This is a genomic window from Endobacterium cereale, from assembly GCF_009617585.1.
Lineage (GTDB): Bacteria > Pseudomonadota > Alphaproteobacteria > Rhizobiales > Rhizobiaceae > Neorhizobium > Neorhizobium cereale.
Genome location: NZ_WIXI01000040.1, coordinates 1 through 14,864, shown reverse-complemented (window position 1 = coordinate 14,864; position 14,864 = coordinate 1). Strand labels below are relative to the sequence as shown.

Annotated in this window: 17 protein-coding genes; 4 read left to right on the top strand and 13 right to left on the bottom strand. The window is 59.2% G+C overall.

Annotated features, from left to right (window positions below):
* Positions 1–15: 15 nt before the first annotated feature.
* The 6 genes from GAO09_RS09285 to GAO09_RS09260 form a co-directional block, all read right to left on the bottom strand.
* Positions 16–1,590, bottom strand: a complete 1,575-nt coding sequence (locus GAO09_RS09285) for a Re/Si-specific NAD(P)(+) transhydrogenase subunit alpha (RefSeq protein WP_153353738.1) — start codon at positions 1,588–1,590, stop codon at positions 16–18.
* 397 nt (positions 1,591–1,987) lie between these two features.
* Positions 1,988–2,767: a hypothetical protein gene (locus GAO09_RS09280; protein ID WP_153353737.1), complete on the bottom strand. Its 780-nt coding sequence runs from the start codon at positions 2,765–2,767 to the stop codon at positions 1,988–1,990.
* Positions 2,768–2,813: 46 nt separating this feature from the next.
* The gene (locus GAO09_RS09275; RefSeq protein ID WP_324184832.1) at positions 2,814–3,194 is read right to left on the bottom strand and encodes a lysozyme inhibitor LprI family protein; all 381 of its coding nucleotides are present in this window, start codon (positions 3,192–3,194) and stop codon (positions 2,814–2,816) included.
* A 276-nt stretch (positions 3,195–3,470) separates the two neighbouring features.
* Positions 3,471–3,848: a hypothetical protein gene (locus GAO09_RS09270; RefSeq protein WP_153353736.1), complete on the bottom strand. Its 378-nt coding sequence runs from the start codon at positions 3,846–3,848 to the stop codon at positions 3,471–3,473.
* Positions 3,845–4,426 (bottom strand): thymidine kinase, encoded by a 582-nt coding sequence (locus tag GAO09_RS09265; RefSeq protein ID WP_153353735.1) that lies wholly within the window; start codon positions 4,424–4,426, stop codon positions 3,845–3,847. The genes GAO09_RS09270 and GAO09_RS09265 overlap by 4 nt, the downstream gene beginning before the upstream one ends.
* Before the next feature lie 91 nt (positions 4,427–4,517).
* Positions 4,518–5,435 (bottom strand): DMT family transporter, encoded by a 918-nt coding sequence (locus GAO09_RS09260; RefSeq protein ID WP_153353734.1) that lies wholly within the window; start codon positions 5,433–5,435, stop codon positions 4,518–4,520.
* A gap of 264 nt (positions 5,436–5,699) precedes the next feature.
* Between GAO09_RS09260 and GAO09_RS09255 the strand changes: the two genes are divergently transcribed.
* The 4 genes from GAO09_RS09255 (at position 5,700) to GAO09_RS09240 (ending at position 7,322) form a co-directional block, all read left to right on the top strand.
* The gene (locus GAO09_RS09255; protein WP_209018667.1) at positions 5,700–6,056 is read left to right on the top strand and encodes a hypothetical protein; all 357 of its coding nucleotides are present in this window, start codon (positions 5,700–5,702) and stop codon (positions 6,054–6,056) included.
* A 132-nt stretch (positions 6,057–6,188) separates the two neighbouring features.
* On the top strand, positions 6,189–6,479 hold the full coding sequence (locus GAO09_RS09250; RefSeq protein WP_153353733.1) for a hypothetical protein: 291 nt from the start codon (positions 6,189–6,191) through the stop codon (positions 6,477–6,479).
* A gap of 152 nt (positions 6,480–6,631) precedes the next feature.
* A complete protein-coding gene (locus GAO09_RS09245) occupies positions 6,632–7,042 on the top strand; it encodes a hypothetical protein (RefSeq protein ID WP_153353732.1) in 411 nt (136 codons plus the stop codon).
* Between the two features lie 121 nt (positions 7,043–7,163).
* Positions 7,164–7,322, top strand: a complete 159-nt coding sequence (locus GAO09_RS09240) for a hypothetical protein (protein WP_153353731.1) — start codon at positions 7,164–7,166, stop codon at positions 7,320–7,322.
* 186 nt (positions 7,323–7,508) lie between these two features.
* Here GAO09_RS09240 and GAO09_RS09235 read toward each other — a convergent pair whose 3' ends face one another.
* The 7 genes from GAO09_RS09235 to GAO09_RS09205 form a co-directional block, all read right to left on the bottom strand.
* Complete coding sequence (locus tag GAO09_RS09235) at positions 7,509–9,512, bottom strand: methyl-accepting chemotaxis protein (RefSeq protein ID WP_153353730.1); 2,004 nt, start codon at positions 9,510–9,512, stop codon at positions 7,509–7,511.
* 328 nt (positions 9,513–9,840) lie between these two features.
* Positions 9,841–10,026 (bottom strand): hypothetical protein, encoded by a 186-nt coding sequence (locus GAO09_RS09230; protein WP_153353729.1) that lies wholly within the window; start codon positions 10,024–10,026, stop codon positions 9,841–9,843.
* A gap of 30 nt (positions 10,027–10,056) precedes the next feature.
* Positions 10,057–10,680 (bottom strand): riboflavin synthase, encoded by a 624-nt coding sequence (locus GAO09_RS09225; protein WP_153353728.1) that lies wholly within the window; start codon positions 10,678–10,680, stop codon positions 10,057–10,059.
* A complete protein-coding gene (ribD, locus tag GAO09_RS09220) occupies positions 10,680–11,804 on the bottom strand; it encodes a bifunctional diaminohydroxyphosphoribosylaminopyrimidine deaminase/5-amino-6-(5-phosphoribosylamino)uracil reductase RibD (RefSeq protein WP_153353727.1) in 1,125 nt (374 codons plus the stop codon). Before ribD ends, GAO09_RS09225 begins: the two co-directional genes overlap by 1 nt.
* A 15-nt stretch (positions 11,805–11,819) precedes the next feature.
* Positions 11,820–12,299, bottom strand: a complete 480-nt coding sequence (nrdR, locus tag GAO09_RS09215; protein WP_153353726.1) for a transcriptional regulator NrdR — start codon at positions 12,297–12,299, stop codon at positions 11,820–11,822.
* Between the two features lie 19 nt (positions 12,300–12,318).
* Entirely contained in the window at positions 12,319–13,608 is a 1,290-nt protein-coding gene (gene glyA / locus GAO09_RS09210) for a serine hydroxymethyltransferase (protein WP_153353725.1), read from the bottom strand.
* A 202-nt stretch (positions 13,609–13,810) separates the two neighbouring features.
* A partial coding sequence (locus GAO09_RS09205) for a L,D-transpeptidase family protein (RefSeq protein WP_153353724.1) occupies positions 13,811–14,864 on the bottom strand: 1,054 nt, incomplete at its 5' end.

Below are 14,864 nucleotides of genomic sequence, written 5' to 3'. Positions count from 1 at the left end.
TATACCCCTACCCGATCACGACTTCTGGAACATGGCGAGCATGCGCCGTGTGACGAGGAACCCGCCGACGATATTGATGGTGGCGACCAGAACCGAGAGCGCGGCCAGAATGACCACGAGCCAGTTGCCGGAGCCGACCTGCAACAGGGCGCCGAGGATGACGATGCCGGAGATGGCGTTGGTGACAGCCATCAAAGGCGTGTGCAGCGAATGCGACACGTTCCAGATGACCTGGAAACCGATGAAGCAGGCGAGCACAAAAACCACGAAATGGCTCATGAAGCTGGCGGGCGCATAAGCACCGACAAGCAGAAGCAGAGCGGTGCCGGCAGCCAGCAGAATGGCCTGGTTCTTGGCCTGCGCCTTGAAGGCGGCACTTTCCTTGGCGCGCTTCTCCTCAGCGGTCAGTTCCTTGACCTTTTCCTTCGGTTTTTGCGCAGCGATCGCCTTGATCTTGGGCGGTGGCGGCGGGAAGGTGATCTCGCCTTCCTTGGTGACCGTTGCGCCACGGATGACGTCGTCTTCCATGTTGTGAACAACGACACCATCCTTGGCCGGCGTCAGATCCGTCATCATGTGGCGGATATTGGTCGAATAGAGCGTCGACGACTGGGCGGCCATGCGGCTGGGGAAATCGGTGTAACCGATGACGGTGACGCCGTTTTCCGACACGATCTTCTGGTCGGCGACGGTGAGATCACAATTGCCGCCGCGTTCGGCGGCAAGGTCGATGATGACCGAACCCGGCTTCATCATCGCCACCATGTCGGCAGTCCACAATTTCGGCGCATCGCGGCCGGGGATCAGCGCTGTGGTGATGACGATGTCGATCTGCGGCGCAAGTTCGCGGAACTTTTCCAGCTGCTTTTCCCGGAATTCCGGCGAAGAAGGCGCGGCATAACCGCCGGTCGCGGCGCCATCCTGCTGGTTTTCCTTGAAATCGAGGAAGACGAATTCCGCACCCATGGATTCGATCTGTTCGGCCACTTCCGGGCGAACGTCGAAGGCATAAGTGATGGCGCCGAGCGAGGTGGCGGTGCCAATGGCCGCAAGACCGGCGACCCCTGCGCCGATAACCAGAACCTTTGCGGGCGGCACCTTGCCGGCGGCGGTGACCTGACCGGTGAAGAAGCGGCCAAAATTGTTGCCGGCCTCGATGACGGCGCGGTAACCGGCGATGTTGGCCATCGACGACAGCGCGTCCATTTTCTGGGCACGCGAAATGCGCGGCACCATGTCCATGGCGATGACGTTGACGCCGCGGGCCTTGGCTTCTTCCAGAAGCGCCGAATTCTGTGCAGGATAGAAGAACGAGATCAGCGTCTTGCCCGGGCCAAGCTCGGCAAGCTCGGCACTTTCCGGCGGACGAACTTTTGCGATCACGTCAGCCTGCGACGACAACGCTGCAGCACTCTCGGCAACTGTCACGCCGGCGGTGCGATAAGCATCGTCCGAAAAACCGGCGGCCTTGCCCGCACCCGCTTCGATCAAACAATCGTAACCGAGTTTCTGCAATGCCAGCGCAGAGTCCGGCGTCATCGCGACACGCGCCTCGTTCTCCGCGCGTTCCTTCAACGCTCCAATCTTCATTGTCCCTGTCTTCCCTTCCCCGTTTCCTTGCCGGTTCGACGTTGCCGCCATTTTATTGACGCCGCAAGCGCGGCTCCCGGCCGACCAGCCACATCGCGCAAAGAAACCGTTGCCCGCGGCTGAAATGAATCTTTAACCGATCAATCATGCGATCTCTTTTTCGCCACGACAAGCCGGTCTGCCCGCGATCCGGTTGGCAATTATGCGGCGTATTGCCGCGAACGGGTTCATTTCCACAGTCGAGTGAGATGAAGGCAGAGCCGTGCCTTGGTGATCTTGAGAATTTAAAGAATACCGGCGTTTTGCGGGCTTGCCCCATCGTCCCCGGATCAGGCCCGAGGCCGCGGAACAAAGCGATCCGCAACTGACATGGTTGGCAGCTGAAACCGTCTCGTGATCAGCAAGGAATTGTCGAGAAAACCTTGCCCATAACCTGCGTCATCGCATCCAGCACAAAAGAGGTGATACGCGCTTGAAACAACGCGATATCCAGCAGGAACGCATAGATGATTACCAGCCAGGCGGTATAACCAAAGCCGACATAGTCGTTATAAAGAAGCGCGAAGAACCAGTTTTGGCCGAAGATATAAAAGGCGCTGGCGACAACCGTCGCGCCGACCAGAAGAGTCGCCGGGACAAGCAGTGGCTTCGCATGGGCGGGCCTGGCGAAGGAAATGCCAAGCAGCAAAGCAAAGGCACCAAGATTCGTAGCCGTGAAAATGCGCAGCTCACGCAGGAGATCGGCGACGATTTCACCGTACTGTCCCTCGATCATCCGGCGCAATTGCGGTTCCGCCCTTTCCAGCGATGAAATCTGCAACCTCGTCACGATGTTGAGCGCTCGCGTCATGACCTGGCGACACTCGCAGGAAACATCCTGCATGCGCCCGACAATGGTGGCAACCTTATCCTTCAGGCCGGCACGCAACTGTTCGCGCAAGCCCGCGATTTCCGTGTCGTGACGCTCGGCCATCGATCTTGCGAAACGGGCGATGCGCCCATTACGCATTTCGTCCGGCATCACATCCAACCGGGTGCGCACCTGTTCCTCGATCTTCCATTCGAGAAAACCACGGGCGGCTTTTTCATAATGGATCGGCGACAGAAAGGTGAGAGCGAAGGAGAAGCCGAAGATGACAAGCCCGATCAGAGCGGTAATTCGGAGAGTGGAGATCATGGGCGACACTATGGCAAAAGGTCCACTGGACACGGAAAAAGGGAGATCAGTTCAGGTCGGCGCCAAGACTTTCCAGTTCCTCCACCCGCCGCTCGATAACCCCGGCCCGACAAGCCGAATAATGGATAATCTGCCCTTCCCTGCCAAAATCGGCATTGTAAAACAGGCAGGAGCCTTCCTTGTAGGCATTCCAAAGGCGCTGCTCTGTCAGTAAATATTGTTTCGCTTCGTCGCGATCGCCAAACCGAGCATTCAATGTCTTCCAAGCCTCATTCAGCTTCACATCGGCACGCGCCACCCATTCGCCACCACATTTGGCAAAGTCAGGATTGGTAACCGCCCCATCCATGCACTTGTCGTAAAGGTCATCGGCCGAGGCAAAGGATGCCGGGAGCAACAACAAGACGGCGAGCAGAAGCTTTTTCACTTGGTTTTCCGGAATTGTCTGACTTCATTGCGGACAAAGATGGCTTTCGCAAATGGCAATGCCAGGGCATTTTATAACAATCCGTCGCGGATTTTTACCCATTCTTGCGGCGGGGAAGGTGATCGTCGTTGTCATGATCGCAGAGACGCCTACATCTTGTGCTTCACGATCGAAGCCATGACAGCCCATGATTTTTCTGGAATTCCTGGTTCTCGCCGCGCCCTTGACGGCCGTCATTCTGCTGCTGTGCGGCCATATTCACAGGCGGCTGCAATATCACCCCGGTTCGACGCACCGGCTGAGAATGACCAGTTCGTTATTTCTGCCAATAGCCGTTTCACCCAGGTTGATTGGCGAGACGCCGAGCTCGCGCAGACGCGACAACAGGCGCTTCACCGAAAGAACAGGGAATTCGGGCTTACCGGTGCGTTGATGATCGATGATGAAGATCGAGACAGTAGAACCTGAAGCGTCAGAAAGATTGCCATCATGTACGCGTAAAATGTCTATCGTCAGACCGTCGAATGTGCCTATCACCCATTCGAAGACATTCTCGCTGTCGTGTTCGACATTCTCTACAGAGAGGCTTTCTGCGAGATCTTGCAGATCCCTATCCGGATCGAATGCGAACCAGATATCGGTAATCCTGCTCACGCGCCGCTCATCTTGTCTTCCCAGTGGCGGCGGCAGAGCGAGACGTAACGATCATTGCCGCCGACTTCCACCTGCGCGCCTTCGCGCATCACCGCGCCATCGGCACCGACACGCACCACCATGGTCGCCTTGCGGCCGCAATGGCAGATGGTGCGCACCTCGCGCAACTCGTCGGCGATGGCCAGAAGTTCATGCGAACCGGGAAACAGCTTTCCCTGAAAATCGGTGCGCAGGCCATAGGCCATGACCGGAATGCCGATACGGTCCGAGACCCGCGCCAGCTGCCAGACCTGTTCAGCAGAAAGGAACTGCGCCTCATCAATGAACACGCAGGTGATCGGTTCTTCGACGTGCATCGCTTCGATCTGCGCCAGCAGATCATCGGCAGAGCTGAAGGGAATGGCATCCGAGGAGAGACCGATACGCGACGCCACCTTGCCTTTGCCGGCGCGGTCATCCAGCGCGGCAATAAAGATCACCGTACGCATGCCGCGTTCCCGGTAATTGTAGGAGGCCTGCAAGAGCATGGTCGACTTGCCGGCATTCATCGTCGCGTAGTGGAAATACAGTTTTGCCATGCGGCTGTTTTGATCCGCCGCGATGACATTCGGAAGATGGCGGCCGCAAAAACCACAGGAAATTGCGGCCGGCCATGGAGGATTGCCGCTTCTAGCCGTGGCTGGAATTGTTCGGCACGACCGGTTCCTGATCCTTCACCTTGGCGCGATGGAAGATGAACAGGCCGGACATCACGATGATGGCAGCGCCGATCAGAGTCTGGTTATCGGGGAAATCCGCGAAGAACATCCAGCCGAACACGATGGCCCATAACAGCAGCGTATATTGCAGCGGCGCCAGAACCGAGGCGGGCGCCAGTTTCAGCGAACGGGTGATCATCAGATGCGCCGAGCAGGAGACGACACCGAGCAGGAGCATGGCCAGCAGCTGTTGCAGATCGAACGTGTTCCACGCGCCGATGCTGAGAACGGCACCGGTCGCGAGGCAACCGAGCGTCTGCCAGGTGACGAGCGTGGTATCGGACGTGGTACGCAGCACGCGGCCGAGCACCATGGACAACGCAAAGGACAGACTGCCGATAAGGCCGAAGATGGACGGCCATGACAACATGGCTTCGGAAGGGCGCAGTGCGACGAGAACGCCGACAAAGCCGATGGCGACGGCAAGCCAGCGACGCCAGCCGATACGCTCGCCCAACAGGAAATGCGATATGGCAGCGACGTAGATCGGGCCGGCCATGTAGAAGGTCATGACGTCAGCGAGCGGCAGATAGATGACCGCCGCATAGAACAGGCCGGTATCGGCCGTCGCCATGATGACGCGGGCAAGCTGGAGATGCGGTTTTTCCACCGTGATGAGCGCCTTGGCGGGACGTTTGGCGAGCATGGGGCCGAGCACGATGAAGGCTCCAAACGAGCGGATCAGCAAGACCTGTCCAACGGAGAAGCTGGCCACCAGCCATTTGCCCATGGCATCGTTGAGGGCGAACATGAGAATGCCGACGAGCATCAGGCTGATGCCGGCCAAAATAGCGTTGCCGCCGACGGCATAAGCCGCTTTAGTATTCATGATGGAAAGGCGCTCCAGGACGCCGGTTGCGAGACGGGGTTTCGGACAGATACGTTTCGCGGTCTGTCAGCCGTTTCGACGCTGTATGATGATCGCGGCTGATACTCCGGTTGCGAAAAGCCTGCAAGCGGATTTGATGGGGCGGAAGGTCGTGGAAGAAAGCTGCGAAACGATCTCGCGGCCGACCTCCATTCGGCTTTCCAAAAGCTTATGCTGCGACTGACGTCAACCAGAGGCGCGGCAACAGACAGAAGGGGCCGTCGAGTGACCGAATACCTTGAAAAGCTGAGAGGTGAGTTTGCCGCAGCGGAAGGTTCGTTTCTCCTCGCCTTGCGCAACGATTTGATCTGGGACCAGTCCGCGTTTTCTCGATTGTGCCACGCAATGCATGACGCCTGCCATGCACAAGCCGCTGAAGAAGGAACGCAGCGGTGGATCGCGGAAGGCTTCTGGTATCTACAAAGATTCGTTCCAGATTGGACGCGGCATGGTGATTTTCCGCGCGTTTACGAACCGGAATATTACGAACGCGCCTATGCACGACTGGATGATTTGTCCGAGTGGTTTTTCACCGGCGTCCATCCTGATCTTGATGAAAGCGGTTTTAAGCCTGTCGAGTGAACCGACCTTTCTAGGCGGCCGCCCGACGATGTAAACAAGAGCCCACACGATATCCCGCACAACAGCGGGCTCGTCACACTTGCGCAGCGATAATCGGATACCCAGATAGCTGAAAACATTCAGGAGACCCGATTGTCCGATTTCTTCAGCTATCTCTTCGCCATCTTCGTCGTGACCCCGCTGCAGGCGGAACTGAACGACCGTCTGCCCTCGGCAGAACTGATGGATGCGGCCAGAAACTGCGTGACCAGCGAAGGACCTCGGCTTCTGGAAATGGCGGAACAGAACTGGGGCTGGGCAGCCGCCAATGCCATCGGCGTCGGGGTCGGCATGGTCGATCCGGTCACGCTGCTTTCGCCGGAAAATGCAGATTGCGCCAAAATCATCCGTGTTCTGCGCACGGAAGAGACCGAAGAAGCCTGACGTGAACCCGAGCGACGGCGCCGGGAAACGATGGCGGCCGACAGGGTATTCTTCCCCTATTTATCGAAGCGCAAACAATTCAGCTTGCGAAACCGACACGGTCTCCTAGTTTCCCGCTCCGTTGTATCATGATTTGATCAAGGGGTTGGGAAATGAGACTATTTTGCCTTTCGCTGGCAGCGGCGGGTTTGATTGCCGGTGCAGCCAACGCAGCACCGTGCAATGCAAATTTCAAGGTCAGCGGCGTGCCGATGCTGTCAGCCATGAGCTATCGCACTTTTGAAGTATTCCCGAAGGCGAAGGCGCCGGCCATGCTGCAGAAGCTGGCACAGGCCGTGTCTGCCGAGGGTTTTGACGGCGTCAGGATCGACAAGGGGCTGTCCTCCATCAATGCCTTCCAGGAAACCACCGGTTCGGGCCGTATCCAGACCCTGCGCGTGGTTGCCCGCCAGCAGGGCGCCAATGTGCGCGTGGATGCCATTTTCGACATTCAGGCCGGCCAGCTGACCGACAAGAAGATCGTCAATGAAGGCCTTTGCAACATCATCAACGGCGCGCGCTGAACGCGACCGCTTCTGGCGGCAGATGCCGGAGCGAATGAAAGGCCCCGATTGTCGGGGCCTTTTTATGTGCGCACCAATGGCAGGGATGGTTGGATACAGGCCATAAAACTCCAGCACGGTAATGGCGACCGTCATCATCAGCGGCATGATGGCACTGGCGACCCTGCACACGACACGGCAGCGCCGCGACGATGCGGGGCGCACACGGCTTGCGGGCCAGAAATTCCGGATAGAAGGGAGAAAGCAGGGTTCACCCTCGCAGCCTTTTGATCCCGATTAAGAGATAGGTGACCGTTCCCTTATGGTGAACCAGGCGCAGGTCGCGCCTGCACGCGTTTTTCTCTAGTGACAACCAGCCGATGGCGATGCCGATTATCAAACCACAGGAAGGGCCGGACAATCGCTCGTCCGGCCCTTCCTGCATTCTCGAAAAGTGCTTCTTAAAAGTGCTTTCTAAAAGTCCTTGTCAAAATTCTTCCCAGGCGTCGCCGGAGGGAGCAACGGCGGCGGCCGCACCGCCGCCGGAGACGCGACGGACCAGATTGTTGACCATCTGTCGAGCCGGAGACGCCACGGGACGCGAGGAATGCGTTACGGCCTGCGGCGCAGCACTCGACCGGGCGCCAGCATTGGAACCGGCACCGAAGGCATGACCCGAGGCACTGCCGTGCGACCCGCCATTGCCGAGGTTGAACTGGCCAAGCAAATGCGTGAGCGCGGCGGCTTCGCTTGCAAGGCCGTGACTGGCAGCATTTGATTCTTCAACCATAGCCGCGTTCTGCTGGGTGCTCTGGTCCATGGCATTGATGGAGGTGTTGATCTCCTGAATGCCGTTGGCCTGTTCACGCGAGGCTTCGATGATGGCACGCACCAGCGTGGAGATTTCCTTGACCTCGTGCTCGATGGCCTGCAGCGCCTCGCCGGTTTCGCCGACAAGATCGACACCGGTGCGGACATGGTTGCCCGACTTGCCGATCAGGACCTTGATTTCGCGGGCGGCGTTGGCGGAACGCTGTGCGAGTTCACGGACTTCCTGGGCAACGACAGCAAAACCCTTTCCGGCCTCACCTGCACGCGCTGCCTCGACGCCCGCGTTCAGGGCGAGAAGATTGGTCTGGAAAGCGATGTCATCGATGACACCGATGATATTGGAAATTTCGCCGGACGAACTCTCGATCTCTTCCATGGCGGAGACGGCCTTGCGGACGACGTCGCCGGAACGCTCGGCTTCCGTGCGGGCCTTTTCGACCAAGACGCCAGCTTCTTCGGCGCGCTTGGCACTGTCGCGAACGGTGGTTGTCATCTCATCGAGGGCAGCGGCGGTTTCTTCCAGCGAAGCGGCCTGCTTTTCGGTGCGCTTGGCCAGATCGTCAGCGGCCGAACGGATTTCGTCGGCACCCGAGGAGATGGCCGTGGCATTGCCGCCGACCGTTTTCAGTGTTGCCTGCAGCTTTTCCAGCGAGGCGTTGAAATTGCCGCGCAACTGGTCGAGATGATCGACGAAAGGTTGAGCGATGCGGTAGGCGACATCTCCATCCGACAGGCGCTGCAGGCCGAGTGCCAACGCATCGACCGCAGTCTTGATGTCGGCAGCGTCTCTGGCCTTGGCGGCGTCACGGGTGCGGGCTTCCTGTTCCGACTGGCTGCGGCCGGCATCGGCCTCGCGGGACAGGCGGGTGCTTTCAAGGGCCTGGTCACGGAAAATCGAAACGGCCTTGGCCATCTGTCCGACGGCGTCCTTGCGAACCAGACCGGGGATTTCGGCTTCGGTATCACCGTCCGCCAACGACACCATACGAGCGTTCAGGCGGTTGATCGGGCCGACGATGCTGACGGTGGCGATATAAAGTGCCAGAAATGCCATGACGACGATGGCGATACCCAGCACGATCGGGCCAGCCATGATGGTGAAACCGTTTTCCGCAGTCAGCTTTGCGGCGCCTTCGTCAGCGGCCTTCATCAGTTCATCATTGCCAGTGGCAAACAGCGGCAGCGTGGCCATGACCTTGGCACCGGCTTCGCGCATGGCAGTACGTGCCTGTATGGTCTGACCGGTCTGCGCCAATTCGATGACGCGCTTGCCGATCAGGTCGAATTCATCGACTGCTTTCAGCATGGCAGCGGTGGCAGGACCGCGCGACGGTACAAGTTCCGCAGTCTTGGCGACACGCTCTTTCATCAGCACCAGATCGCCCTGATATTTCTTCACGGCGGCAGAAAATTCCGGAGAGGCAGGATCGTTGACCAGCGTCAGCCCAAGCTGAAGCCCCATTTGCAGGAGGCCGCCTGTAGCACGGGCATTCAGAGTTGCCGCCAGGCTCTCATGGCCGATAAAATCGGTATACCGCTTGTCGGCATCCTTGAACTGGGCGCTGACATAAACAAGACCGGCAAAGGAAATGATGCCCATAAGGGCGACGAGAACGACGATCTTGGTGCGGATTTTTGCATTATCGAGATATTGCAACATGGCGGGTTCCGAATGGCGCACAGACGACCGCGCCCGAGCGCCGGCAGGCGATCGAATTCAGGAAGATCTGTTGATGAAAATTTCTTGCATGGCAGCCGACATCGCAAACATCGCGACAAAGACACCCCTTACTGCCGACAATATACCTAGACTTGCCGTGGTTTAAATTTGATTAAATGCTATTTTTTCAGCAGTATTTTTATCAACACATAGAGTCACTTAATAGTCATTTCCGAGATATTGTCGCAACAATGCAATCATCTGTGGAAACAACGGCGCAAGCCTTGCCGCTTAACGGTTGCAACAGACGCAGCAACCGGAACGATACTCAGTTTTCTACATGGAAATTGAAATTCGACTGCGCGTATTCGCGTGATTTGGCCGCGCCATGCATGGATGGCAGGACATAGGTGACGGCCATCGCCAGCAGCACCACGCCTATGGATGTGGAAATCAGCACCAGCTTCATGCTTTGCTCCTCCGACACGAAGTCACCCGTAACGACGGGTGACACGATTGGTTCCCGGAGAGCGGGACAGCGCCCTTACGATTGCGCCTGCGGCTGCGGGAATTCGGCCAGCCGGGCCGCGTAACGGGCCATGGTATCCACCTCGAAATTGACGCGGTCACCGACCTTGCGCTCCCCCCAGCTGGTAACACCGAGCGTGTGACGGATCAGCAGGATATCGAAATCGGCGCCATCGACAGCATTGACGGTGAGCGATGTGCCATCTAGCGCGACCGAGCCCTTGGGGGCAACGAAACGGGCGAGATGTTCGGGCGCGCGCAGACGGATGCGAACGGCTTCGCCCTCCGGCTCCACCGACAGGATTTCCGCCGTGCCATCGACATGGCCGGACACGATATGTCCGCCGAGCTCATCGCCAATCTTCAGGGCGCGTTCGAGATTAACTCGGCTGCCCTCCACCCAGCTGGACACAGTGGTTAGGCGCAGCGCCTCTTCCCATGCCTCGACCTCGAACCAGCGCTCATTGGAGCCGTCACCCGGCAAACCGGTGACGGTGAGACAGACACCCGCGTGGGAAATGGAGGCGCCCATGTCGATCGTATTCGGATCATAGGCGGTATCGATGCGCAGTTTCACACCTTCGTCCAACGGGGTGACAGCGGAAACCGTGCCGACATCGGTAACAATACCAGTGAACATCAGGCGGACCTTTCGTATTCATAAACGCGATCAGGCCCGACTGGGGCGCTGCCGAGAAGAGTAAAGCTGGGCGGGATATCGGATGGCGTCAGCGGCGATTCAAGGCCACCCTCACCGACGACCTTGTCGCTTACGTAAAGAATGATGCGATCAACGAGATCCTGCGCGAGGAAAGCGCTTGCGACCGTGGCGCCGCCTTCCACCAGCAGGGTGGAGATGCCGCGCGTGGCAAGTCTTTTGAGGAGCGCTTCAAGCGTTGGGGAATTGATGTGAGTGATTGCGGTCTGCCGCGCTTCCTCAGCGTGATCATGCTGACCGCAGCGACAGGGCGCATCACCGGTAGGCACACTGTCGGTCTCCGCAACCCCGGCGCCGATAGCTGCGACGATCACCGGCACATTGTCGGCCGTCCGCGCAAGCCGCGAGGTTTGAGGAAAGCGTGCATCTCGATCCAGCACGATGCGCAGCGGTGAACGATGTTCAAGCCCCGGAATGCGCACCGTCAGTTCGGGATCATCCGACAGGACCGTGCCGATACCGACCAGAATTGCATCGCTTTGCGCGCGCAGGTGATGAACCTCGGTGCGAACCTGCGCGCCGGTGATGGCCACCTCCTCGCCACGGCGGCCGAGCATGCCATCCGCTGAAACAGCAAGTTTCAGTGTCACGAATGGTCGGCCACGCGTCTGGCGCATGAGATAGCCCGCAAGCGCGCGCCTGCCCTCTTCCTCCATCAGACCTGTTTCGACGGTGATACCGGCATCGGACAGGATTTTCAGCCCCTGCCCCGCCACACGTGGATCGGGATCGAAGACAGCGACAACGACGCGGGCCACACCGGCATCGACCAGTGCGTTTGCGCAAGGGGGTGTGCGGCCCCAATGCGCGCAGGGCTCAAGCGTAACGTAAGCGGTTGCACCACGAGCCATGTCACCGGCAATCGCGATAGCCTGCGTTTCGGCATGCGGCCGCCCGCCGATAGCGGTGACGGCCGAGCCGACGATCTGCCCATCCTTGACGATGACGCAGCCAACGGAGGGATTGGTGTCGGTCAGGCCGGTATGCGTTCGCGACACCCGGATGGCCTCCGCCATGAAGCGGCGGTCATCTTCGGGTGTGCTCATGCCCGGCGCCACGGATCAGGGTTCCACGATGCTGTCGCGGCCGATCTTTGCGTTGATCTCGGCGATGACTTTTTCGAAGTCCTCCGCATGGGAGAAATCGCGATAGACCGAGGCGTAACGCACGAAAGCGACGTCATCCAGGCTTTTCAACGCTTCGAGAACCTGCAGGCCGATTTCTTCGGACGAAATTTCCGCCTCACCGGAGCTTTCCAGACGCCGGACGATGCCGGAAACCGCGCGTTCGATGCGATCGGGATCGACGGGGCGCTTGCGAAGCGCAATCTGGAACGACCGCACCAGTTTGTTGCGGTCGAAGGGAGCCTTGCGGCCGGTTTTCTTGACGACCATCAGCTCACGCAGCTGCACGCGTTCGAACGTGGTGAAACGTCCGCCGCAATCCGGGCAGATGCGACGCCGGCGGATGGATGTTGCATCCTCCGCCGGGCGGCTATCCTTCACCTGCGTGTCTTCGGATCCGCAATAGGGGCAGCGCATTCGCGATCAGTCCTCAAGATTACATGTAGGGGTACATGGGGAAGCGATCGGTCAGCTTCATGACCTTTTCGCGTACCGATGCTTCGACAGCGGCATTGCCCTCGTCGGAATTGGCGGCCTTCAGGCCATCCAGAAGCTCGACGATGAGATTGCCGATTTCCTTGAATTCGGCTTCCTTGAAACCGCGCGTCGTGCCGGCCGGCGTGCCGAGACGGACACCCGAAGTGACGAAGGGCTTTTCAGGATCGAACGGGATGCCGTTCTTGTTGCAGGTGATGTAACCACGGCCGAGAGCTGCCTCGGCGCGCTTGCCGGTGGCGTTCTTCTTGCGCAGGTCGACCAGCATCAGGTGGTTGTCCGTGCCGCCCGAAACGATATCGAGGCCGCCGGCAACCAGCGTTTCCGAAAGCGTCTTGGCGTTCTTGACGATCTGGGCTGCGTAATCCTTGAAATCAGGCTGCAGCGCCTCACCAAAGGCAACGGCCTTGGCGGCGATGATGTGCATGAGCGGGCCGCCCTGCAGACCGGGGAATACGGCCGAATTGAACTTCTTCGCCAGATCCTCGTCGTTCGTCAGGATCACGCCACCGCGCGGGCCGCGCAGCGACTTGTGGGTCGTGGTGGTGGCAACGTGGCAATGCGGGAACGGCGACGGATGCTGGCCACCGGCAACGAGACCCGCAATGTGCGCCATGTCAACCATCAGGTAGGCGCCGACGGAATCGGCGATCTCGCGGAAACGCTTCCAGTCCCAGATACGGGAATAGGCGGTGCCGCCGGCGATGATCAGTTTTGGCTTGGTTTCTTCGGCCTTGCGGGCGACTTCATCCATGTCGAGCAGGTTGTCGCCTTCGCGAACGCCGTAGGAAACGACGTTGAACCACTTGCCGGACATGTTGACCGGGGAACCGTGGGTCAGGTGACCGCCCGAGTTGAGATCGAGGCCCATGAACGTGTCGCCCGGCTGCAGGAGCGCCAGGAACACGGCCTGGTTCATCTGGCTGCCGGAATTGGGCTGGACGTTGGCGAAATTGACGCCGAACAGCTTCTTGGCGCGCTCGATGGCGAGTTCTTCGGCGATATCGACGAACTGGCAGCCGCCGTAATAGCGCTTGCCCGGATAACCTTCTGCGTATTTGTTGGTCATGATCGAGCCCTGGGCTTCGAGCACGGCGCGCGAGACGATGTTTTCCGAAGCGATCAGCTCGATCTCATGACGCTGACGACCAAGCTCCTTGCCGATCGCGCCAAAGATTTCCGGGTCGGTTTCGGCCAGCGGGCGGGAGAAGAAAACGTCAGTCGTCGACATATGCGAAGCTCCTCGAATGGGTGGGCAAGCGATGTCTGGCGTCTTAGCGGGCTGACGGGGTCAGGGCAATACGGTGAACGACATTTGCAGGCCTGAAGACGCGCAGGGTAGCCATATCCAGGCCGACGCGTAACGCAAAAAGCAAAACGCCCTCCCGCGAAAGCGGAAGGGCGCATGATATCCGAAAAGTCTCGGAGACCGATTATTGCGGCAGCATGTCGCTTTCGGTGAGTGCGCCCTGGCGCTGTTCGACACCGGTCGTGGTCTGCAGAGCCAGTTCCTGGCTGCCGTCCTGCTGGTAGATATCGTCGCGGAACTGCACGACGCGATCCTTGGCGGACCATGCGGTGATATAGACGATATAGACCGGCACTTCCTGCGCCAGCTTGATCGGGGTGTTCTGGCGGGTAGCGATGACGCGTTCCATTTCCTGCCGCGACCAGCCGGGAGTGTCGCGCAACAGCCAGGCATTCAGGTCGCGCACGTTCTGGATACGCATGCAGCCCGAGGATTCGAAACGAATGAGCTTGTTGAACAGGCCCTGCTGGGGCGTGTCGTGCATGTATTCGTTGTTCGGGTTGTGGAAGTTGATCTTGGTGGACGCCATGGCGTTGATCTTGCCCGGATCCTGACGGAACATCAGGTTCGGTGCCTTTTCCGCGTGCCAGTCGACCGTTTCCGGCGAAACTTCCTGACCGCGGCCATCGAACAGACGGATCTGGTTGCGCGTCAGGTAGGTCGGGTCCTTACGCATCAACGGCACGATATCCTTGACGATGATCGAGCGCGGCGCGGTCCAGTACGGATTGAGGATGACCTCATAGACCTTGGAATTGATGACATGGGTCGGGCGGTCGATACGGCCGACGACGGCGGTGTTGCGCAGCGCCACGCGGTCGTTCTCGACGGCTTCGACATAAGCGCCGGGAATGTTGACCATCATGTAGCGCGGGCCGAGATCACCCGACATCGCCTGCAGGCGAACCAGATTGGTTTCGAGCTGCATCAGGCGGGTCTGGGCAGGAACGTTCAGCGCCTTGACGGAAAATTCGCCGAGAACGCCGTCAGCCGGCAGACCGTGGCGGGACTGGAAACGCTTCACCGCACCATCGACATAGCTGTCGAATGCCGGAGAGACACCAGCCTGACGCGAAAGGTCGCCGGAGATCATCAGGCGTTGGCGCAACTGCTGCACGGCCGGATCGTTGACGCCGAGACGCAGGGTCTGGCCGGAATTGACTTCAGGCCATCCACCA

Excerpts from the sequence above, each read along its gene's own strand:
- GAO09_RS09285 (WP_153353738.1), bottom strand. The coding sequence starts at position 1,590 with ATGAAGATTGGAGCGTTGAAGGAACGCGCGGAGAACGAGGCGCGTGTC.
- nrdR (WP_153353726.1), bottom strand. The coding sequence starts at position 12,299 with ATGCGCTGCCCCTATTGCGGATCCGAAGACACGCAGGTGAAGGATAGC.
- GAO09_RS09235 (WP_153353730.1), bottom strand. The coding sequence starts at position 9,512 with ATGTTGCAATATCTCGATAATGCAAAAATCCGCACCAAGATCGTCGTT.
- ribD (WP_153353727.1), bottom strand. The coding sequence starts at position 11,804 with ATGAGCACACCCGAAGATGACCGCCGCTTCATGGCGGAGGCCATCCGG.
- GAO09_RS09265 (WP_153353735.1), bottom strand. The coding sequence starts at position 4,426 with ATGGCAAAACTGTATTTCCACTACGCGACGATGAATGCCGGCAAGTCG.
- GAO09_RS09280 (WP_153353737.1), bottom strand. The coding sequence starts at position 2,767 with ATGATCTCCACTCTCCGAATTACCGCTCTGATCGGGCTTGTCATCTTC.
- glyA (WP_153353725.1), bottom strand. The coding sequence starts at position 13,608 with ATGTCGACGACTGACGTTTTCTTCTCCCGCCCGCTGGCCGAAACCGAC.
- GAO09_RS09245 (WP_153353732.1), top strand. The coding sequence starts at position 6,632 with ATGAGACTATTTTGCCTTTCGCTGGCAGCGGCGGGTTTGATTGCCGGT.
- GAO09_RS09225 (WP_153353728.1), bottom strand. The coding sequence starts at position 10,680 with ATGTTCACTGGTATTGTTACCGATGTCGGCACGGTTTCCGCTGTCACC.
- GAO09_RS09260 (WP_153353734.1), bottom strand. The coding sequence starts at position 5,435 with ATGAATACTAAAGCGGCTTATGCCGTCGGCGGCAACGCTATTTTGGCC.
- GAO09_RS09240 (WP_153353731.1), top strand. The coding sequence starts at position 7,164 with ATGGCGACCGTCATCATCAGCGGCATGATGGCACTGGCGACCCTGCAC.